The sequence below is a fragment of the Aureimonas populi genome, assembly GCF_017815515.1.
In the GTDB taxonomy this organism is placed as follows: domain Bacteria; phylum Pseudomonadota; class Alphaproteobacteria; order Rhizobiales; family Rhizobiaceae; genus Aureimonas; species Aureimonas populi.
In genome coordinates this window covers 3,380,594-3,401,541 of sequence record NZ_CP072611.1, presented here as the reverse complement: position 1 = coordinate 3,401,541, position 20,948 = coordinate 3,380,594, and the positions used below count along the sequence as shown (strand labels likewise).

Below are 20,948 nucleotides of genomic sequence, written 5' to 3'. Positions count from 1 at the left end.
GCTTTCCTGCCATATGGCAGCATCGCCGGCCGAACCCAAGACCCGGCGTGCGTCCCCTGCCTTCGAAGGGGGGCCGCCGCCCGGCAGGCGCGGTGCCGGAAAGTATATTAGAGCAATTCCAGTAAAGTGACGCCGCCGCCACAGGGGGGTCGCGAAGAACGGGGTGGGCGATAATCCCACTCGCCCCGTGCCGTCATTCTCATCTACTGGCGATCATCGCTCCTCGTTCCCCCGGACGCCACCAATGTCTCCCTTTTCGCGGCTTCTTCTTTCCACCACTGCCTTTATCGGCCTGTCCGCCGCATCCGCCTTCGCGCAAGGGGTGGTGGAGCTCGATACGGTTGTCGTGGAGGGCAGCGGCGGAGCGCCGGCCGGCAGCGCGGCGGCCGCCGCCATCGCGGGCACGGGGCCCGTCGAGGGCTATGTTGCACGCCAGACCACGACCGGCTCGAAGACCACCGCGCCGCTGATCGAGGTGCCGCAGTCCATCTCCGTCATCACGCGGGACCAGATCGAGGACCGCGCCGTCAAGACCGTCGATCAGGCACTGAACTACTCGGCCGGCGTGTTCGCCCAGCCCTTCGGCACCGACAACCGCTTCATCGCGCCGATCATCCGAGGCTTCGCGGCCAGCAACAACATCTTCCTCGACAGTTTTCGCTTCGGCCGCGATTTCGGCGCGCTCGCCTTCGAGCAATACGGGCTGGAGCGCGTGGAGGTGGTGCGCGGGCCGGCCTCGGTGCTCTACGGCAACGCGGCTCCTGGCGGCATCGTCAACCTCGTCACCAAGCGCCCGACCTTCACCGAGTTCGGGGAGGTGGGGCTGTCCTACGGCACGAACGACCGCCTGGAAGGCACGTTCGACATGGGCGGCGTGGCCAACGAGATGATCTCCTACCGGCTGACGGGGCTCGCGCGCGGCAGCAAGGCGCAGCAGGACACGCTGGACGACGACCGCCTGTATCTGGCGCCGAGCGTGACCATCGCTCCGGACGAGGACACGTCGCTGACGATCCTCTCGCGCCTCCAGTACGACAAGGCCGGCTCGCCCTTCGGCCTGCCGCAGGCCGGCACGCTGGACGACAATCCCTTCGGCATCGTGCCGATCGACCGTTATCTCGGCGAACCGGGCTTCGATGATTCCGACAGCCTCTTCGGCTCGCTCGGCTACGAGTTCCGCCACCGCTTCGCCGACGATTGGGAGTTCCGGCAGAACGCCCAGGCCGTCGCGCTCGATTTCGACTACCAGAACCTGTATTTCTCCTCGCTCGGCGCCGATATGCGCACCGTCAACCGGGGTGCCTCGATCCAGACCGAGGATTACAAGCAGTACGGCATCGACAACCAGATCGAGGGCAATTTCACCACGGGCGTGCTGGAGCACGACCTGCTCATGGGCCTCGACTACCGCTACATCTCCAACCGGCGCACCGCGCTGTTCGATTTCTCGGTGGAGCAGACGGACCTTTTCGACCCGGTCTATGGGCAGGCCATTACCGTCGATCCGGGCTCGTCCTTCAGCAATATCAATGCGACCAGCTCGCAGGCGGGCCTCTACGCGCAGGACCAGATTCGCTACGGCAACGCGATCCTGAGCCTTGGCCTGCGCCACGACTGGGCCGAGATCGACTACCGCGCCGACAGCGGCGAGGATCAGAGCGACGATGCCTTCACCGGGCGCGCGGGGCTTAGCTATCTCTTCGACAACGGCATCGCGCCCTATGTGAGCTACTCCACCTCCTTCGATCCGCAGATCGGCACCACGACGGCCGGCGAGACCTTCCGGCCGAGCGAGGGGGAGCAGTTCGAGGTGGGCGTGAAGTTCCAGCCGCAGGGCTATGACAGCTTCATCACGCTCAGCGCCTTCGATCTCACGCGCACCAATGTAAGCGGCAACACGGCGCAGCTCGTGGACGGCGAGCTGCGCTCCGTCACCACGCAGACCGGCCAGGTCAATTCGCGCGGGCTGGAGATCGAGGCGGTGGCGAGCCTTGCGCAGGGGCTGAACCTCATCGGCAGCTATTCCTACACGGATGCCGAGATCGAGCAGGGCGTGGATACGGTCGTGGCCGGCGTCGTCACCGCCACCACCACGGGCAACACGGCGGCGCAGGCGCCCGAGCATCTGGCGAGCCTGTGGCTCGACTACGCCTTCCAGCCCGGCACGACCCTCGAGGGCCTCTCGCTCGGTGGCGGCGCGCGCTATATCGGCAGCCGCTTCGGCAACGATGCCAACACGATCGACCTGCCCTCCGTCACGTTGTTCGACGCGGCGATCCGCTACGAGAAGGACGCCTTCAAGGCGGCGCTGAACGTGAACAACATCGCGGACGAGCGCTATGTGGCGAGCTGCAATTTCGGCTGCTTCTATGGCGAGGGCCGGTCGGTGATCGCCAGCGTCGGCTACAAGTGGTAGCAGCCGGGCCGGCGCTCTTCGAGCTGAGCGGCGTCGGCTTCTCGGCCGGCGGGCGCGAGATCCTGAAGGGCCTCGACCTGACGCTGGAGGCCGGGCGCATCGTCGGCGTCATCGGGCCGAACGGCTCGGGCAAGTCCACCCTCGTCAAGCTTCTCGCCCGTCAGGAGGCGCCCAGCGCCGGGCGCATCCGCTTTCTCGGGCGAGAGATCGGCGCGGGCTCCGCGCGCGGTTTCGCCCGACGGCTCGCCTATCTGCCGCAGTTCATGCCGCCGGCCGAGGGCATGAATGTGGAGGAGTTCGTGGCGCTGGGCCGCTTTCCGTGGCACGGCACGTTCGGGCGCTTCACGGGGCAGGACCGCGCCAAGGTGGAGGAGGCCATCGAGCAGACGGACCTTCGCCCCTTCCGCTCGCGCCTCGTGGACAGCCTCTCGGGCGGGGAGCGCCAGCGCGTGTGGCTCGCCATGCTTTTGGCGCAGGATGCGCGGTGCCTGGTGCTGGACGAGCCGACCTCGGCGCTGGACATCTCGCATCAGGCCGAGATGCTGGAACTCGTGCGCGATTTGGCGCGGGCGCGGGACTTGAGCGTCGTCGTCATCCTCCACGACATCAACATGGCGGCGCGCATCTGCGACCGGCTCATCGCGCTGGGCGGGGGGCAGGTGGTGGCCGATGGACCCCCGGGCGCGATCATGAACCCGCAGACGCTGGAGCGCATCTACGGCATCGGCATGGGGATATTCACCCATCCGCTCAGCGGCGCACCGGTCGGCTACGTGCGGTGAGCGGTTCGCTGACACGGCGCGGCGTGCTGGCGGCGGCGGCCGGCGCGCTCATGCCCTGGCCCGCCCGCGCAAGGGCGCGGCGGGTCGCCATCGTCGACTGGGCGCTTCTGGAAACGATGCTGGCGCTGGGCGAGGCGCCGATGGCGGCCGTCGAACTCGTGCTCTTTCGCCAGCTCGCCGTGGAGCCTGCGGTGCCGCAGGGCGTGGTCGATCTGGGCCTGCGCGGCTCGATGAATCTCGAGCTTCTGGCCAGCCTTGCGCCGGAGGTGGTCTATGGCTCGAACTACAGCGCCTGGGCGCACGAGCTGATCGAGCGGATCGCGCCCGTGCGCTCCCTGTCCATCTACGAGCGCGGCCAGTCGCCCTTTCCCAAGGCCGAGGCAGCGATGCGCGCCCTGGGCGCGGATCTGGGGCTGGAGGGGCGCGCGGCCGATACCATCGCGCAGACGCGCGCCGAGATCGCGGCGCGGGGGCGCGCCTCGGCGCGCCACCGTAGCCGGCCGCTCTTCGTCATCAACATCGGCGATCCGCGCCATTTCCGGGCCTTCGGCGGCGATTCCATGTTCGGCGACGTGATCGCGATGATGGGCTTCGAGAACGCCTGGGGGCCGCAGACGAGCTACAGCGCCAGCGCGCCGGTGGGCATCGAGGCGCTGGCGCGCGCGCCGGAGGCCACCGTCGTGATCATCGGCCCCGTGCCGCCGGATGCGCGCCGCGTGCTGCCGCAAAGCGCCCTCTGGCGGGCCATGCCGGCGGTAAAGGCGGGGCGCGTCGTCACGCTCGACACGGTGAACCCGTTCGGCGCGCTGCCGGCGGCACGGCGCTTCGCCCGGCTGCTGGAAGCGGGCCTGGAGCCGCTTGCGGCATGAGCGCGGCCAGCCTTCCCGTGCGCCTCGCCGCGCTTGGCTGGGCGCTGATGGCCGGCCTTGCGGCCGCCCTGTTCGCGCGGCAGGTCTGGCTGGGCTGGCCGGCGGCGGGAGACGAACTGGCCGGCATCGTCCTTGCCTATTCGACCCTGCCGCGCGCAAGCATCGCCCTTCTGGCGGGCGCGGCGCTCGGCCTTTCGGGCGCGCTTCTGCAACGCACGCTGCGCAATCCCATCGCGGACCCGTCCACGCTGGGCGTCGCGGCGGGCGCGCAGCTCGCCATGACGGCGGCAACGATCTACGCACCGCTCCTGATGGAGACGGCGCGCGAGCCCATCGCGTTCGCCGGGGGCATGGCCGCGCTTCTCATCATCCTGTCGCTGTCCTGGCGGCGGGGGCTCGATCCGGTCACGGTCATTCTCTCGGGAATGCTCATCTCGCTGGTGGCCGCTTCGCTCAGCGCCACCATCGTCCTCGCCAATGGCGAGTACATGATGTCGCTGTTCATCTGGGGCGGCGGCTCGCTGGAGCAGCAGGGATGGGCGCCGAGCCTGTCGCTTCTCCTGCGGCTCGGCCTCGCCGGCGCACTGGCGGCCGCGTTGATCCGGCCGTTGCAGCTTCTGGGGCTGGAGGATTCCAGCGCGCGGGCGCTGGGGCTCGGCATCACCGGCGTGCGCTTGCTGGTGCTGACGCTGGCCGTGGCGCTGGCGACGAGCGTGACGGCGGAGGTGGGCGTCATCGGCTTCATCGGGCTTGCCGCGCCCAATCTGGCGCGGCTGGGGGGCGCGCGCACGCTTTCGCAGCTCCTTATCGCCTCCGTGCTGATCGGCGCGCTCATCCTGTGGCTGACGGACGGGCTGGTGCAGGCGTTTTCGCTGGGCGACAGCGAGATCGTGCCCACCGGCGCGGCCACGGCGCTTCTCGGCGGGCCGATGCTCCTGTGGCTGCTGCCCCGGCTGCGCCCCTCGCTGCGCCCGGCGGCGGCATTGGCGGCCGCGCGCCGCCGCCTGCCCGCGCGGCCGGTGCTGCTCGGGCTCGGCGCGGTCGTCCTCGTCCTGGCCGCCCTTGCGCTGGGCCTCGGGCGGGGCGGGCAGGGCTGGTTCCTGGCCACGGGCGCCATGTTCGAGACGGTGGCGCCCTGGCGCTGGCCGCGCATCGTTTCCGGCGCGGCGGCGGGCGCGATGCTGGCAACCGCGGGCTTCGTCATGCAGCGCGTCACCGGCAATGCGATGGCGAGCCCCGAAGTGCTCGGCGTCTCGTCCGGCGCGGGGGTGGGGCTCGCTGCCGTGCTCATCCTCTGGCCGGGCGCCTCGCGCTCGCTGGAGCTGGCCGGTGCGCTGGGCGGGTCGCTCGCGGCGCTCGTGCTGGTGCTCGCCATCGCGGCGCGAAACCGCTTCGGCGCGGACAAGCTGCTGCTGGCCGGCATCGCTGTGGGCTCCCTGTCCGGCGCGGCCGTCACCACCGTGGTGGCGCGGGGCGGGCCGGAAGCGATGCAGCTCCTGAACTGGGTGAGTGGCTCGACGCAGCGCCTGGCGCCCTCCGATGCGCTCTCGGCCGGCGTGCTCGCCATCCTCATCATCGCGCCGGTGCCGTTCCTGTCGCGCTGGCTCGGGCTCCTGCCGCTGGGGCCCTCCGTCTCACGCGCGCTGGGGCTGGGGCCGGAGATGGCCGGCGGCGTGCTGGTGCTTCTGGCCGCGCTCCTCTCGGCCGCCTCGACGCTGATCGTCGGGCCGCTGTCCTTCGTCGGCCTGATGGCGCCTCATCTGGCCCGGCTTGCCGGCATCGCGCGCCCGGTGCCCCAGCTCGGCGCGGCGATCCTGATCGGCATGGCGCTGATGATCTTCTCGGACTGGATGGCCCGCACGCTGGCCTTTCCGTACCAGCTTCCCCTGGGCCTCTTCGCCGCGCTGATCGGCGGGCCCTATCTCGTCTTCCTTCTCAACCGCAAGGCGCGCTGAGGGTCAGAAGAAGTCCACCTCGCCGGAGGGCGCGGCTTCCTCCTGCCTGCCGGCCAGCCGGGCGGCGAGGGCGGAGAGGCGCACCTGCGCCAGCGCGTTCGAAAGGTCGCAGGCCGGCAGCGCGTCCATGGGCACGGCGGCGCGCTCGAGAAAGAGGGACAGCTCGCCCAGCGTCTGATGCAGGAGGTCCTGCCCCTGCGCGCGGACGATGTCCTGCGCGCTTCCGGCGCCGATCTCCTCCGACAGGGTCGCGGCGGCGGCCAGCTCGGCCGCGAGGCGCCGCAGGAGCAGGGCAGGGGGAATCGGTAGGGCGAAAGGCTCGTCCACGGGATCAGAACAGTTCGAGGTCGCCGCCGCTGGGAAGCGCGGATGCCGGCAGGGGGCGCGAAATCTCGATAGGCGTGCTCGTGCGCTCCATCAGGATCTGCCGGGCGCGGCCCGAGGCCGGCCAGTACTCGATGCGGCGACCCTGGTCGCCGCCGGTCGAACCGCCGACATGCGCGATGCCTTCCATCTGCAGGAATCGCAGCGCGAACTGCGCGTTCTTGGCGCCGATGTCCGACAGCCCGTCCATGGTGCGCGCGCCGCCGAAGATCTTGGCTTCCAGCGCATGGCGCCGCGCGCCCCGCTTCAGGAGGCCGTTGATCAGAAGCTCCATCAAATAGAGCCCGTAGCTCTCCATCCGCGCGGTGCTGGAGCCCTGCGCGTCGCCGGGCAGGAGGAAATGGTTCATGCCTCCGACGCCGGCCTGCGGATCGCGGATGCAGGCGGCGACGCACGAGCCGAGCAGGGTCGTGAGCACGACCTCCTCGCCGCTCTCGACGAGCGCCTCGCCCTGCACCACGTGAATGCGGCGCCGTGGCTTTTCCAGGGATGCGGTGGGAGAGATCGCTCTCACTGAAGCCGCCCGACCACCGCTTCGAGGGTCTTCTTCAGGACAGGCACGGAGATGGGCTTGGCCAGGATGTTGTTGGCGCCGGCGGCGGCGGCCTTCTGCACCAGCTCGCGGTCGCCCTTGCCGGTCAGGATGATGAAGGGCGTGCGGGCCGTGGGCGCGTAGGAGCGCAGCGCCTTGAGGAGCTGGATGCCGTCGAGCTTGGGCATGTTGAAGTCGGAGATGACGATGTGGCACGGCGTGCTCATCATCGTCTTGAGGGCTTCCTCACCGTCGCACGCATAGGTGATCTGCGTCAGTCCGAGCTGGGCCAGCGCATCGCAGATCAGCAGGCGGCTGGTGCGGTGGTCGTCGACGATCAGGACCTTCAGGTGCTGCTTGATGCTCATGTTCTCAAATCTCTCGGATGCATCCTGGGCGTGGGATGGGAGCTTGCCGTCAAAAGGAAAAGATTCGCTCTACGCCGAGCCATGAAATGCGCTCGTCATACGAAGATTTCGCGCACGATCCGCCCGAGCGGCACGCGCTTCTGCGCTGCGCCGATCTCGTGCGCCACGCGCGGCATGCCGTAGACGAGCGAGGTGGCCTCGTCCTGCGCCAGGGTGCGAAAGCCCTTGCGGCGCATGTCGAGGAGGCCCTCCGCGCCGTCGCGCCCCATGCCCGTCAGGATCACGCCGGTGCAGCTCTTCTCGTGGACCTCGGCGATGGAGCGGAACAGGACGTCGACCGAGGGCCGGTGCCCCTGCACCGTGGCGTCCTCGTTGAGCCGGCAGTGCAGCTTGCCCAGCATTTTCCGCACGGTCAGGTGGTGGCCGCCGGGCGCCAGATAGACATGGCCGGGCAGGATCGGCAGGCCCTCCCTGGCCTCCACCACCCGCGCGCGCGAGGCGCGGTCGAGCCGAGCGGCGAAGGAGCTGGTGAAGGCGGCCGGCAGGTGCTGGACGATCAGCGTCGGGGGGCCGTCGGCCGGCCAGTCCGCCAGGAGCTGGATCAGCACCTCGACACCGCCGGTGGAAGAGCCGATCGCCACCAGTTCGGGCCATTCGGGATTGGGGGCGGCCAGGGGCGCGGGCGCGCGCGGGGCAGTGGCGCCGCGCGCCATGATCCTGTGCCGGGCGCGCCCCGCCTCGTGGATGAGGTTGGGCAGGAGGGAAAGCGTGTCGCGCGCCGCGCCGCCCGGCTTGCCGATGCAGTCGAAGGCGCCCAGTTCCAGCGCCTCCAGCGTGGCGCTCGCGCCCGGCTGGGTCAGGGTCGAGACCATGATGACGGGCGTGGGGCGCAGCCGCATGATCTTCTCGAGGAATTCGAGCCCGTTCATCCCCGGCATCTCGATGTCGAGCGTCACGACGTCGGGGTCGAGCGCCTTGATCTTCTGGCGGGCTTCCATCGGGTCGGCGGCCTCGCCGGCGATCTCGATGCGCTCGTCGGCGGCCAGCGCGTGCTTGATCAGCGCGCGCATGGTGGCCGAATCATCGACCACGAGGACACGAGTCGCGCTCATCGGGCTTTGGCGCCGATACGGCGGTAGGCGGTGGTGCCGCCATAGACGAGATGGGCGCCGGCCGGGCCGGCCAGCCGCTCGGAATGGCCGATATAGAGCCAGGCATCCGGCTCCAGATAGTCGCAGAACCGCTCCCAGATGCGCTCGCGCGTGGGCGGGTCGAAATAGATGGTCACGTTGCGGCAGAAGATCGCGTTGAAGCGCCCCTTCATCGGCCATTCGCCGATGAGGTTCAGCTCCCGGAAGGCGACGAGCTCGCGCATCTCGTCGGAGACGGCAAACCCCTCGCCCTCGCGGTGGAACCACCGGCGGCGCAACTCCTTGGGCACGGGCTGGAGAGCCTCGTCGCCATAGATGCCCGCCCGGCCGAAGGCCACCACGTTGGGGTCGATGTCGGAGGCCAGCACCCGCACGTCGTACTCGGCCGCGTCGGGCATCAGGGAGAGGATGGTGAGCGCGATGGAGTAGGGCTCGTGGCCGTTGGAGCAGCCGGCCGACCAGATGCGCACCCGCCCGCCGCGCTTGGCCTGCGCCAGGAGCGGGGGCAGGAGCGTGGTCTTCAGATGCTCGAAATGGTGCGGCTCGCGGAAGAAATTCGTGACGTTGGTGGTGAGCGCGGCCAGCATGGTCATGCGCTCGCCCGCCCCGCCGGAGGAGGTGATGTGGGCGCAATAGTCCTTGAAGCTCGCCAGCCCCAGCGCCCGCAGGCGCTTGGCGAGGCGCGAATAGACCAGCGCGGACTTGGAGGCCGGCAGCGCTATCCCTGAATCCTCGTGCAGGATTCGGGCGATCCGCGCGAAATCCTCCTCGGTCAGGTCGAACTCGCCGGCCGGCGGCTCGGCGCGGCCGGAAGCCCGTTCGTGTCGTTTTTCAAGCGGAAGGGTCGACATGCGGGCTTGTCCGATGCGCGGGAGGAGGGGCTCAGGCGGCCAGATCGTGCTGCTGGGGCAGGACGTTGTCGGTTCCGATGAGGGAGATCATGCGCCCGTCGAGGGCGATGACGCCCTTGACGAAGGAGCGGGCCATCTCGGAGGAGAGGTCGGGCGTTGGCTGGAGGTTGTCGTCGGTGACGGTGAGGATGTCGGAGACGGCATCCACGAGCAGGCCGACGAGCTGGGCGCCGACGGTGACGACGATGATGACGGAGCGCTCGGTGGGTTCGGTGCGTCCGAAGCCGAGGCGCAGGGAGAGGTCCACGATGGGCAGGACCGTGCCACGCAGGTTGATGACGCCGGTGACGTAGGAGGGCGCATGGGGGAGGGGCGTGGCGGCGGCGAAGCCGCGGATCTCGCGCACCGAGGTGATGTCGACGCAGAATTCCTGCTCGCCGACGCAGAAGGCGATCAGCTCGCGCGCCCCGTCCTGTCCGTTTCCGTTGCTCATGCCCGTCACTCCGCCGCCTGCAATGCGCCGCTGGTAAATCCGGTCTCGAAGCGCGAGGTGGCGGCCACCACATCGACGTCGAGGATGAGGGCGACGCGGCCGTCGCCCAGGATGGTGGCCGCCGCGACGCCCGGCACGCGGCCGTAATTGGCCTCGAGGCTCTTGATCACGACCTGCCGCTGGCCCTGGATGCCGTCCACCAGAAGGGCGGAGCGCTGGCCGTTCTCCGTTTCCACGAGGATCGCCACGCCGTTCATCGGGTCGGTGGGCTCGGCGCGGTAGCCGAGCTCGCTCGCCACGTCGATCAGCGGCAGGAAGCTCTCGCGCACATTGATGACGCGCGCGCCGTCTCCGAAGGCCTTCACCTCGCGGCTCTTGGGCCGCAGCGTCTCGATGATGGCTGTCAGCGGCACGACCAGCGTGTGCTCGCCGGCCGAGACGATCATGCCGTCGAGCACGGCCAGGGTCAGCGGCAGGCTCATGGAGAAGAGCGAGCCCTGGCCGGGCCGGGAGGTGATGGAGACGCGCCCGCCCAGCGCCTGGATGGAGCGCTTCACCACGTCCATGCCCACGCCCCTGCCGGACAGCTCGGACACCTCCGTCTTGGTGGAGAAGCCCGGCAGGAAGATGAGGTTGTCCATCTCGTCGTCCGAGAGGGTCGCGTCGGCCGGGATGAGGCCCTTGGAGACGGCGATGTCGCAGACGGCCTTGCGGTTGATGCCCGCACCGTCGTCCGAGATTTCGATGACGATGCGCCCGGAGCGGTGCATGGCCGCCACGCGCACGGTGCCCTCTTCCGGCTTGCCAGCCGCAAGGCGCTTCTCGGGGGTTTCCAGCCCGTGGTCGATGGCGTTGCGGATCATGTGCGTCAGCGGGTCGGACAGGCGCTCGATGACCGTCTTGTCGACCTCGGTGTATTCGCCCTCCGTCACCAGCTTGACGCTCTTGCCGGTGCGCTCGGCCACCTCGCGCACGAGGCGCGGCAGCTTCTGGAACACAGACTTCACCGGCTGGGCGCGGATCGCCATGACGCTGTCCTGCATCTCGCGGGTGAGCTGCTCCAGCTCGTCGAGGCCGATGGCGATGTCGGAGGCGCGGGCCAGCCCCGCCTGCATGACGCGCTGGGAGAGCATCACCTGATGGATCACCAGCTCGCCCACGAGGTCGATCAGCCGGTCCACCCGCTCCAGATCGACGCGGATCGTGGCCGGTGCGGCGCCGGCGGCGGACTTCTCCGCATTGGCATTGGCGGGAGCGTTCACCGCGACGGGCGGGGCCTTGGCCTCCTCGCGCTCAGGTCGCGATTCCTGAACTGCCACGACAGGCTCGGGCGCCGCCTCGTCCTGCGTCTCGCCTTGGATGCGGGCGAGAAGGGCGGCGATATCGTCATCGACCGCCCCGGCCACGTCCGCCACCGGGTCGAGCAGGCGCTCGACCGACAGGTCGCAATCGCCATCCACGAATTCGAAGATCTCCTGGATCGCGGCCTCGCCGACGCCCGTCGTCAGCTCGACGGTCCAAGAAAGGCAGGCGCCTTCCGGGTCGAGCTCGGGCAGGGAGGGAACGTCCTGCGCATGGCAGAGCACCGTGCCCTCGCCCAGCGCCAGAAGCTCGCGGATCAGCCGGGCGCTTTCGTTGGCCTTGGCATAAAGCTCGGCGCGCGGCGTGAAGCGGATGCGGTAGCGCGCCTCCTGGCCGGCCGGGCCGAACATATCGTCGAAATCGACCGCGACGGGCACGAACTCGAACTCTTCCTCATCCTCGGCCGGAGCCGGGGGAGGCGGCGCCGCGGCGAGGACGGGCGCGGGCATGGGGGAGCCGCCCTCGGCAAGCACGCGCAACTCGTCGGCCAGCCCCACGGTGCGGGAGGGATCGACGCTCTCCTCGTCACGCGCGGCGGTGACGAGGTCGGTCAGCACGTCGGCCGAGCGCAGGAGGACGCGCACGACGTTCATGTCCGGGTCGAGCTTGCCCGAGCGCACGAGGTCGAGCGTGGTCTCGAAGACGTGCGCGAACTGCACGAGGTCGGTGAGGTTGAAGGCGCCCGCACCGCCCTTGATGGAGTGAACGGCCCGGAAGACGGCGTTCACCGTCTCCGAATCGGTTTCCCCCGCTTCCATGGCGAGGAGGCCCTGCTCCAGCTCTGCGAGCTGTTCTGCGCATTCCTCGAAGAAGGTGGCGCGGATTTCGGCCATGGCGTCCATGGGGGATGTCCTGTGGTATCGGGGATGCGGGAGGGGCGGTTCAGGCGGAGACGCGGTTGACGGCGTCGACGAGCTTGACGGGGTCGAAGGGCTTGACGATCCAGCCGGTGGCGCCTGCGGCCCTGGCCCGCGCCTTTTTCTGCGCGTCGCTCTCGGTGGTGAGCACGAGGATGGGGATGGCCCGGCGCTCTGCGTCCTTGCGCACCTCCTCGATGAAGGTCAGCCCGTCCATGCGCGGCATGTTGACGTCGGTCACGATCACATCGGGCGCGCAGGTGCCCAGCACCTCCAGCCCGTGCACCCCGTCCTCCGCCTGCACGACGTGGAACCCGCCATCCCCCAATGCACGGCGCAGCATCTCGCGCATCGTGCGGGAATCGTCCACCGTCAGAACCGTCTTCATGCCGCCAGATCCTTGCGCGCTCATCAGAACTCTTCCCAACCGTCATGGGCGGGATTGGGGGCGGCGCCGCCGCGCCCCGTGTTGCGCATTTGGACCACAGGAGCGCTTACGGAAGCTTTAATCGCACTGGCCCGCGGCGCCGTCCTGGCACCGGCGCGCCTTGCCTGCTCGGCATGGCCCTGGGTGGCGGCGGTCTTGAATCGCTCGATGAGGGTGGCGAGCTGGTCGGTCTCGCTGGCCAGCGCCTGGGCGGCGGCTGTGGCCTGTTCCACCATGGCGGCGTTCTGCTGGGTGACCTTGTCCATCTGGTCGGCGGCGGTGGAAACCTCCTTCAGGCTCACCGCCTGCTCGCGGGCCGAGCGGGCGATGGCGGTGACGGTGGCGCTCATCTCGGCCACCTGCGCCACGATCTCCTGCAGGCTGCGGCCGGAGGCCGAGACCAGCTCCACCCCGCTGCCCACCTGGGTGCGCGAGGCCGAGATCAACTCCTTGATCTCCTTGGCGGCCTCGGCCGAGCGCTGGGCGAGCCCGCGCACCTCCTGCGCCACCACCGCAAAGCCCCGGCCCGCCTCGCCCGCACGCGCCGCCTCGACGCCCGCGTTCAGCGCCAGAAGATTGGTCTGGAAGGCGATCTCGTCGATCACCCCGATGATGCGGCCGATCTTCTCCGAAGACTGCTCGATGGCGTGCATGGCCTCCACCGCCCGGCCAACGATCTCGCCGCCCTTCTCGGCGCTGGCCTTGGTGGCCTCGGCCGAGGACTGGGCGCGGCCGGCGCCCTCGGCGGTCTCGTTCACCCCGCGCGTCACCTCGGCCAGAGCCGCCACCGTCTCCTCCAGGCTCGCCGCCTGCTGCTCGGTGCGCTGCGCCAGGTCATTGGACGCCACGTTGATCTCCGAAAGGCCGGTGCGGATGGAGGAGATGGAGCCGACGACCGAGCCGATGGTCTCCTCGAGCTGGCCGATGGAGCCGTTGAACTGGGCGCGGATGGGCTCGTACTCGGCGGCCACCGGGCGCTCCATGCGCACCGTCAGGTCGCCCTGCGACAGCCGCTGGAAGCCGCTCTCAATGTCCGAAACGAAGCCGCGAAGCTCGTCCGCCTTCACGCGCTCGGCCTCGGCCACGCGCAGGCGCTCGCTCTCCTGGCGCTCGCGCAGCGCCGCCGCTTCCACCTCCAGCCGCTTCTGGTCGATGACGGCCAGGCGCAAATTCTCCACCGCGCGGGCGATGCCGCCGATCTCGTCGCTGCGCGCCGTGCCCTCCACCGTCACGTCCGTGCGGCGCTCCGCGACCGCGGCGATGACCGTGACGAGGCGCTGCAAGGGGGCGAAGGTGCGGCGCGAGAGCCAGAAGCCCAGCGCGCCCATGCCCACCAGGATCAGCGCGGCGATCGTTGCAATCTGCACGAGCAGGTTCTCGATCGAGGCGAAGAACTCCGCCTGCGGAATGCCGACATAGAGGACGCCGATCGTCTGGCCGGCCGCGTCCTTGATGGGGTCGTAGGCCGTGAAATAGGGCACGTCGAGGATCGTCGCCTCGCCGCGATAGGGGCGCCCCTCGCGCAGCACCGCGTCGTAGGCCGGACCGGCGGTCAGCGTCGTGCCCACGGCGCGCGTGCCGTCCGGCTTCAGGACGTTCGTGCTGACGCGCGTGTCGCCCATGAAGATTGTGGCGGTGCCGGCGACCAGCTCGCGGATGCGGTCCACGGGCTGCGTCAGGTCGTTGAGGCGGGTCGTGCCGGCATAGAGGGAGCCGTCCGCGACGCTAAATTCGCTGCCGTAGCGGCCCAGCACCTCCCAGGCCACGCCCATGTTCACTTCCTGGCGCTCCATTGCCTGGCGCTGCCCGTCGGCCCTCAGGATGGCGAAGCTCGCGGCCATGATCAGCACAGCCAGGACGAGAAGGCTGGCCAGCATCATCCCGACCACCTTGCCGGGCAACGACATCTTGAAATTCATGCTGCGTGTATCCGTATCGGCGTCCGCGCGGCGCGGACGGGAAGGCCTTGGATCTGGAGGCCGGGCGCGCGGAACCCTTCGTCTCCGGGCTACGTGGGCGCGGAAACGGAGGGCGCGGACCTGTTCTCCGGCTGATGGGGAATGCTTCGCCCAATAGAGCAAGCAATCCCTTCCAACAGGTTAGAGATGTTCCAATCCTACAATCTACGGAGGAGTTCACGCGCCATGGTTTGCGAAGGATGAACGCCGCGCCGGTCAGCGGGAGGGGCGGCTCACCAGATAGGCGCCGACGCACACGAGAATGGCCCCGACCAGAACGAGGACGGGCGTTCCGGGCCCCGAGAGCCAGAGAAGCGCGAAGCTCAACGCCATGGAGGCGACCGCCAGCGCCTTTGCGCGGGGAGGCACCACGCGCCTCTCGCGCCAGTTGCGCAAGGTCGGCTCGAAGCGGGGGTGGGTCTCCACACGGCGGGCCAGCTCCGGCGCCCCGCGCCGCAGCGCCCAGACGGCCAGCAGCAGGAAGGGCGTGGCGGGCAGGCCGGGCAGGATGACGCCCGCGATGGCGAGCGCCAGCGCCACGCAGCCGAGCGCACGGTAGAGGAGGGCGGGTAGGCTGGCGCGCTGGCGCCCTTTCGCGCCGTCCGTCATCTGCCCATGCCGCCGTGCACCCCGCCTCGGTCCCCGGGCCGGACCGCCGGCCCCGAAGCGCAGATGGGCCTTCCGCCGTGCAATGGAAGGGGCGCGGGAGCCGCGCGCCTTCCGCCGGGGATCAGTCGGCCATGGCGCCGGGGCCGGGCCGGGCGCCGGGCGGGCATTTGCCGAGGATGATCATGCCCAGCACCTCGTCCTTCGTGACGGCCGAGGTCTGCGCCTCGCCCACGACCTTGCCGTTCTTCATCACCACCACGCGGTCGGCCAGCTCGAAGACGTCATGGATGTCGTGGCTGATGAGGAAGATGCCGATGCCGTCCTTCTTCAGCTCCTTCACCAGCTCGCCCACCTGGGCCGTCTCCTGCGGGCCGAGCGCGGCGGTGGGCTCGTCCATGATGAGGATGCGGGCGTTGAAGAGGATGGCGCGGGCGATGGCGACGGACTGGCGCTGGCCGCCGGAAAGCGCCTTCACCGGCTCCTTGAAGCGGCGGAAGTTCGGATTGAGCCGGCCCATGACCTTGCGGGCCTCGGCTTCCATGGCCGCGTCGTCCAGCGTGCCCCAGGGCGTGAGAATCTCGCGCCCGAGGAAGAGGTTGGCCGCCGCGTCCACGTTGTCGGCGAGCGCGAGCGTCTGGTAGATCGTCTCGATGCCCAGCGCCTTGGCATCGCGCGGGTTGGCGATGGCGGCCGGCCTGCCGCCGACGCGGATCTCGCCGCCGTCGCGCCTGTAGGCGCCCGAGAGGATCTTGATGAGGGTGGACTTGCCCGCGCCGTTATGGCCGAGCAGGGCGACGACCTCTCCGGGAAAGAGGTTCAGCGAGGCTCCCTCCACGGCATGGATGCCGCCGAAGGCGATGGAGATGTCCTCCATCTCCACCATGGGCGTGCCGCTGCGGTCTATGGGGTCCGAGGCGCCCCGGCCGTGATCGGCGATGATGTCCATCGAGACGGCGATCATGCGGTCCTCCTGCGATAGGCTCCGTCGATCCATACGGCGATGACGAGGACGATGCCCACGATGATGGCCTGGAGCGGCGAATCGATGCCGAGCAGCACCATGCCCGATTGCAGCGACTGCATGACGAGCGCCCCGATCATGGCCCCCGCCACCGTGCCGACGCCTCCGGCGAGCGAGGTGCCGCCGATGACGGCCGCCGCGATGACGTAGAGTTCGTCAAGCGTGCCCTGCGCGTTGGTGGCGGCGTTCAGCCGGGCGGTGGAGATGGCCGCGCCCAGCGCCGCCAGGCCGCCCATGAGCATGAACACCTTGGTCAGCACCCAGCGCGTGTTGATGCCCGCCAGCTCCGCCGCCTCCGGGTTGCCGCCGATGGCGAAGACGTAGCGCCCGAAGCGCGTGCGCCGGGTGACGAAGGTCATGACGATGCCGACCACGATGGCGATGAGGACGGGGATCGCCAGCCCGTAGCCGATGGAGAGGCCGCCCTCGGGAATGGGGATGCCGTTGGCCTGCGCATATCGGTTGGCGATGGCCGAGGGCCACTTATAGGCATTGAGCACGGCTGCGGCGCCGAGGATGCCGGCAAAGGAGACGAGCGCCAGCGTCGCCTCCGCCCAGACGGGGCGAAGGGCGAAGCCGAAGCGGCGGCGCCTCCGGCGCGCGAAGACGAAGGAGACGGCCACCGCCGCGCAGGCGAGAAGGGCCAGAACCCAGGTCCATGTCTCGCCGAGCGAGCCTTCCGCGCCCCCGCCCATCAGGCGGAAGGTCTGGTCCATGGGCGCCACGGTGCGCCCGGCCGTGAGCCACCACGCGCCGCCGCGCCAGACGAGCAGCCCGCCCAGTGTGACGATGAAGGCGGGAACGCCGAGATAGGCGATGATGGCGCCCTGAAGGCCGCCGATGGCCACCCCCACGGCCACCCCCACCGCCAGGGCGATGAGCCAGTTGAAGGGGCCTTCGAAGCCGAGCATCGGGGGCAGGTACTGCACCTGCGTGACCGCCATGACCATGCCGGTGAAGCCCAGGATCGAGCCCACCGACAGGTCGATGTTGCGCGTGACGATGATGAGAACCATGCCGGTGGACATGACGGCGATGGAAGCCGTCTGCACCGAAAGGTTCCACAGATTGCGCGGCGTGAGGAAGACGCCGCCCGAGAGCGTGTGGAAGATCAGCCAGATGACGAGAAGCGCGCCGAGCATCCCCAGCATGCGCGTGTCGACCTCGGTCGCGCGCATGAAGCGGGAGATCGCGCCCTCGCGGGGGCCGGCGCGCGCCCCGGCGCGGGTCGTGGCGGTGGTGTCGGACATGGCAGGGCTCCCGCGGGAAGCTGGGCCGGCGTGAAGGGCGGCAGGGAGGACCCCGCCGGCCGGCGCGTCGAAAAGAGGGGCCGCCCGTGGATGGCGGGCGGCCCTTCGAAGGCGCTCAGTCGCAGGCGGCGACGGAGCCGGCCGCCACGCCCTGGCAGACGACGTCCTTGGCCACCCAGCCGGCATCGATGATCTCGCCGAGATTTTCCTGGGTGATGGCGACGGGGGTGAGGAACAGAGAGGTCATCTCCACCCCGTTCGGGCCGCCGTCGAAGGTGGTGACGCCCTCCACCTCGCTCATCTGCGTGCCGCCCGCCAGTTGCAGCGCGATCTCGGCGGCCTGGCGGCCCAGCTCGCGCGAGTCCTTCCAGACCGAGACGGTCTGCGTGCCGCGCGCGATGCGGTTGAGCGCGGCGTGGTCGGCATCCTGGCCGGAGACGGGCACGGAGCCTGCCAGGCCCTGCGCCTCCAGCGCGGCGATGGCGCCCCCGGCCGTGCCGTCATTGGCGGCGACGACGGCGGCCACCTCGTTGTTCGCGGCCGTGAGGAACTGCTCCATGTTGGCCTGCGCGTTCTCGGGCAGCCAGCCATCCGTATAGGCCTCGCCGACATTGACGATCTCGCCGGCATCGATCTTCGGCTGGAGCACTTCCATGGCGCCGGAGAAGAGGAAGTCGGCGTTCGGGTCGGCCGAGGAGCCCTTGATGAAGACGTAGTTGCCCTCCGGCGCCACCTTCTCCACCTCGCGGGCCTGGATGCGGCCCACCTCCACATTGTCGAAGGTGATGTAGAAGGCGTCCTCGTTCTCGATCAGCCGGTCATAGGCGATAACGGGAATGCCCTCGTCCACCGCGCGCTGCACCGCCGGGCCGATGGCGCTGGAATCCTGCGCCAGGACGATGAGGGCATTGGCGCCCTGCGAGATCAGGCTCTCCACATCGGTGAGCTGCTTGGCGGCCGAGGACTGGGCGTCGGCCGAAACGTAGCGCGCGCCGGCCTCCTCCAGCGCGGCGCGGATCGCGGTCTCGTCCGTCTTCCAGCGCTCCTCCTGGAAGTTCGACCAGGAAACGCCGACGACGAGGCCGTCCTGCGCCCGCGCCGCGCCCGCCAGGACGAGCGAAAGGGCTACGCCCGCAAGGGCGATGCGTGTCGTTTTCATATGATCCTCCCATGGCGCGCACGGCGCGCCGAAATCCTCGAACCGGGGACTCCCAACCCCAATTGCCCGGCTTTATTCCAAGCCGAGGAAAAAACGGTGACAGACATTAACAGGCATGTCAACTTGCGGTTTCAGGGAGCGCATGGGAAGGCACGGGGCTGGCTTGGCGGCAGGGGGGAAACGGCGAAGGCATGTTGTCCAAAGCGGATGCGGAGGCCGTCCGGTTGCAGAACCGGCGCCTTGCGATCGATCATTTCCGGCACTTCGCTCTCTCGACACGCCGCCGCATGAGCGAGGAGACGGGCCTTTCCCTCTCGGCCGCCTCCTCCATCGCCAGCGACCTCGTGCGCGAGGGGGTGCTGGCCGAGGCGGAGGCCGCGCCGGCGCCCTCGCGGCGGGGCAGGCCCGAGGTGAGTCTTTCGCTGCGGCCGGGCATGGCGCGCATCGCCGCCATCAAGGTCACGGTGGGGGAGATCGGCGTCGCTGTCGCCGACTATGCCGGCGCGGTGCAGGCGCGCGCGCGGGCGGACCTCGATCTCGGCGGTCTCGACCGCGAGGCGTTCGTAGCCGGGATGGTCGCGCTCATGGAGGAGGCGCTGGCGGGCTGCGCCGGATCGGCTCCTCTGCGCCGGATCGTCGTGGCCGTGCAGGGCGTGACCGATTCCACCAGCCGGCGGCTTCTCTGGTCGCCCATCCTGCGGGCGCGCGGCATCGACATCGCCACGCCGCTGGAGGCGCGCTTCGGCGCGCCGGCCACCGTGCTCAACGATTGCGGGCTGATGCCGGAGCGCTTCCGCTGGAGCGGGGAGATCGACGTGGCGAATTTCGCCACCCTCTTCATCGGCTTCGGGGTGGGCATGGGGCTGAAGCTCTCGGGCATCACGTTTCGCGGCGCGCAGTCCTCGGCGGTGGAGTTCGGGCATCTCAACCATATTCCCGGGGGCGATCTGTGCCGCTGCGGCAATCGCGGCTGCATCGAGGCCTATGCCGGCGACTACGCCATCTGGCGCGCCGCGCGCGGGCCGGACGACGACCATTTCGGCCGGCGTGTGCGGGACGCGGAAATGCGCGAGCTGGCCGAAAGCGCGCGGGCTGGCGAGGCGCGCTCGCGCGCCGCGTTCGAGCGGGCGGGGGAGGCGCTCGGCTACGGGCTGGGGCGCATGTTCACGTTGATCGACCCCTTGCCCGTCGTCTTCGTGGGCTCCGGCGCGCTGGCGATGGACCTTCTGGAGCCGGCGATCCGGCGGGGCATCGCGGAAAGCGCCATCGAGGGCGTGGGCAGCGATACGCCCTTCTTCGTGTTTCCCGATTCCGACGAGCTGCTGCTCGACGCGTCTCTCGCCTTCGGCCTCGCCTGCGTGGATGAGGCCGTCTCGAAGGCCGCGCCGGCGCTGGACGAGGCGGCGGCATGAGGGACGGCGTGCCGGGCTTTGCGACCCTGCGGGATGTCGCGCGGCACGCCGGGGTGAGCCTTGCCACGGCCGACCGCGTGGTCAACCGTCGCGGTGGGGCCTCGGCGCGGTCCACCGCGCGGGTGGAGGCGGCCGTCGCCGCGCTCGACTTCCGGCCGGACCCGCGTGCGGCCGACCTTTCACGCAAGCGGCTGACGCGGCTCGGCCTCGTGGTGCCGCGCGGGGAGAACCCGTTCTTCTCCGATATCGCGCGGGAGGCGCGATGCGCGGCCGCTGATCTCGGCGGGCGGCGCGTGCTGGTGGAGGTGGTGGAGACGGACATCTTCTCGCCGCGCGCCCTGGCGCTGGAGCTTGTGGCGCTGGGCGAGCGGATGGAGGGCCTTGCGGTCGTCGGCTTCGATCATCCGCTCGTTGCCGAGGCGGTGGACGCGCTGGAGGCGAAGGGCGTGGCGGTGGTCACGCTGGTCTCGGACGTTCCCCGCTCGGCCCGCCGCCGCTATATCGGCATCGACAACCGTGCCGCCGGGCGCGTGGCGGGCTCGCTCGTGGGGCGCTTCCTGGGGCGGGGCGGCGGGCGCGTCGGCGTTCTCGTCGCCTCCCTCGGTCTCACCGACCATCTGGAACGCCTTGCCGGCTTTCGAGATACCATCGCCGGCCGGTTCCCCGCTGTCGAGATAGCGGACGTCCTGGAAGGGCGGGACGAGCGGGGGGTGACGCGGGCGAAGGTGTCCGCGCTGCTGGCGGGCGGCGCCATCGACGCGATCTACAATGCGGGCGCGGCCAATGCCGGCGTCGCGGACGCATTGGGGGAGGCGGGAGCGGCCACGATCTTCGTGGGGCACGAGCTGACGCAGGAAACGCGCCCGCTCATCCTCTCGGGCGTGATGGACGCGGCCATCGTCCAGAGTGCCGGCCACGAGGCGCGCTCGGCCTTGCGGCTGCTTCTGGCGGAGCTGACGGGCGCCGCCGTGGTGGAGGACCAGGAGCGCATCCGGATCGAGATTCTCATGGCGGACAATCTGCCGGGCTGAGAGCGCCCTCGCTTGCCGCGGCGCGCCGGTTTGAGGTACGTATCTCAAACGCCGGCTGGAG

19 protein-coding genes are annotated in these 20,948 nt (G+C 69.9%); 6 read left to right on the top strand and 13 right to left on the bottom strand.

Annotated elements, in window-relative coordinates:
- The first annotated feature begins 244 nt into the window (after positions 1 to 244).
- From J7654_RS16195 to fhuB, 4 genes are read left to right on the top strand one after another with little or no spacing between them, the layout of a single operon-like run.
- Positions 245 to 2,416, top strand: coding sequence for a TonB-dependent siderophore receptor (locus J7654_RS16195; protein ID WP_209736892.1), 2,172 nt, complete (start codon positions 245 to 247; stop codon positions 2,414 to 2,416).
- Complete coding sequence (locus tag J7654_RS16190) at positions 2,410 to 3,198, top strand: ABC transporter ATP-binding protein (protein WP_209736891.1); 789 nt, start codon at positions 2,410 to 2,412, stop codon at positions 3,196 to 3,198. The genes J7654_RS16195 and J7654_RS16190 overlap by 7 nt, the downstream gene beginning before the upstream one ends.
- On the top strand, positions 3,195 to 4,067 hold the full coding sequence (locus J7654_RS16185) for an ABC transporter substrate-binding protein (RefSeq protein WP_245195533.1): 873 nt from the start codon (positions 3,195 to 3,197) through the stop codon (positions 4,065 to 4,067). Before J7654_RS16190 ends, J7654_RS16185 begins: the two co-directional genes overlap by 4 nt.
- Positions 4,064 to 6,022 (top strand): Fe(3+)-hydroxamate ABC transporter permease FhuB, encoded by a 1,959-nt coding sequence (gene fhuB / locus J7654_RS16180; protein ID WP_209736890.1) that lies wholly within the window; start codon positions 4,064 to 4,066, stop codon positions 6,020 to 6,022. The genes J7654_RS16185 and fhuB overlap by 4 nt, the downstream gene beginning before the upstream one ends.
- A gap of 3 nt (positions 6,023 to 6,025) precedes the next feature.
- Here fhuB and J7654_RS16175 read toward each other — a convergent pair whose 3' ends face one another.
- The 13 genes from J7654_RS16175 to xylF form a co-directional block, all read right to left on the bottom strand.
- Positions 6,026 to 6,349 carry a hypothetical protein gene (locus J7654_RS16175; RefSeq protein WP_209736889.1) on the bottom strand — a complete coding sequence of 108 codons (324 nt, stop codon included), beginning with the start codon at positions 6,347 to 6,349 and terminating at the stop codon, positions 6,026 to 6,028.
- Positions 6,350 to 6,353: 4 nt separating this feature from the next.
- Positions 6,354 to 6,920 (bottom strand): chemotaxis protein CheD, encoded by a 567-nt coding sequence (locus J7654_RS16170; RefSeq protein ID WP_377946382.1) that lies wholly within the window; start codon positions 6,918 to 6,920, stop codon positions 6,354 to 6,356.
- Entirely contained in the window at positions 6,917 to 7,306 is a 390-nt protein-coding gene (locus J7654_RS16165) for a response regulator (protein ID WP_209736888.1), read from the bottom strand. The genes J7654_RS16170 and J7654_RS16165 overlap by 4 nt, the downstream gene beginning before the upstream one ends.
- Positions 7,307 to 7,401: 95 nt before the next feature.
- On the bottom strand, positions 7,402 to 8,418 hold the full coding sequence (locus J7654_RS16160) for a protein-glutamate methylesterase/protein-glutamine glutaminase (RefSeq protein ID WP_209736887.1): 1,017 nt from the start codon (positions 8,416 to 8,418) through the stop codon (positions 7,402 to 7,404).
- The gene (locus J7654_RS16155) at positions 8,415 to 9,308 is read right to left on the bottom strand and encodes a CheR family methyltransferase (protein ID WP_209736886.1); all 894 of its coding nucleotides are present in this window, start codon (positions 9,306 to 9,308) and stop codon (positions 8,415 to 8,417) included. Before J7654_RS16155 ends, J7654_RS16160 begins: the two co-directional genes overlap by 4 nt.
- A gap of 31 nt (positions 9,309 to 9,339) precedes the next feature.
- Complete coding sequence (locus tag J7654_RS16150) at positions 9,340 to 9,801, bottom strand: chemotaxis protein CheW (RefSeq protein WP_209736885.1); 462 nt, start codon at positions 9,799 to 9,801, stop codon at positions 9,340 to 9,342.
- Between the two features lie 5 nt (positions 9,802 to 9,806).
- Positions 9,807 to 12,005 carry a chemotaxis protein CheA gene (locus tag J7654_RS16145; RefSeq protein ID WP_209736884.1) on the bottom strand — a complete coding sequence of 733 codons (2,199 nt, stop codon included), beginning with the start codon at positions 12,003 to 12,005 and terminating at the stop codon, positions 9,807 to 9,809.
- 40 nt (positions 12,006 to 12,045) lie between these two features.
- Positions 12,046 to 12,408 (bottom strand): response regulator, encoded by a 363-nt coding sequence (locus J7654_RS16140; RefSeq protein ID WP_209736883.1) that lies wholly within the window; start codon positions 12,406 to 12,408, stop codon positions 12,046 to 12,048.
- A 23-nt stretch (positions 12,409 to 12,431) separates the two neighbouring features.
- Positions 12,432 to 14,366 carry a methyl-accepting chemotaxis protein gene (locus J7654_RS16135; protein ID WP_209736882.1) on the bottom strand — a complete coding sequence of 645 codons (1,935 nt, stop codon included), beginning with the start codon at positions 14,364 to 14,366 and terminating at the stop codon, positions 12,432 to 12,434.
- 255 nt (positions 14,367 to 14,621) lie between these two features.
- Positions 14,622 to 15,014 carry a YbaN family protein gene (locus tag J7654_RS16130; protein ID WP_209736881.1) on the bottom strand — a complete coding sequence of 131 codons (393 nt, stop codon included), beginning with the start codon at positions 15,012 to 15,014 and terminating at the stop codon, positions 14,622 to 14,624.
- Between the two features lie 121 nt (positions 15,015 to 15,135).
- Positions 15,136 to 15,897 (bottom strand): ATP-binding cassette domain-containing protein, encoded by a 762-nt coding sequence (locus J7654_RS16125; RefSeq protein WP_377946375.1) that lies wholly within the window; start codon positions 15,895 to 15,897, stop codon positions 15,136 to 15,138.
- A gap of 74 nt (positions 15,898 to 15,971) precedes the next feature.
- Positions 15,972 to 17,285: a sugar ABC transporter permease gene (locus J7654_RS16120; protein ID WP_209736880.1), complete on the bottom strand. Its 1,314-nt coding sequence runs from the start codon at positions 17,283 to 17,285 to the stop codon at positions 15,972 to 15,974.
- A gap of 115 nt (positions 17,286 to 17,400) precedes the next feature.
- On the bottom strand, positions 17,401 to 18,444 hold the full coding sequence (gene xylF, locus J7654_RS16115; RefSeq protein ID WP_209736879.1) for a D-xylose ABC transporter substrate-binding protein: 1,044 nt from the start codon (positions 18,442 to 18,444) through the stop codon (positions 17,401 to 17,403).
- A 191-nt stretch (positions 18,445 to 18,635) separates the two neighbouring features.
- On the opposite strand from xylF, the gene J7654_RS16110 reads away from it, so the two are divergent.
- Positions 18,636 to 19,856: an ROK family protein gene (locus J7654_RS16110; RefSeq protein WP_209736878.1), complete on the top strand. Its 1,221-nt coding sequence runs from the start codon at positions 18,636 to 18,638 to the stop codon at positions 19,854 to 19,856.
- Entirely contained in the window at positions 19,853 to 20,887 is a 1,035-nt protein-coding gene (locus tag J7654_RS16105) for a LacI family DNA-binding transcriptional regulator (RefSeq protein ID WP_209736877.1), read from the top strand. The genes J7654_RS16110 and J7654_RS16105 overlap by 4 nt, the downstream gene beginning before the upstream one ends.
- Positions 20,888 to 20,948: the final 61 nt, after the last annotated feature.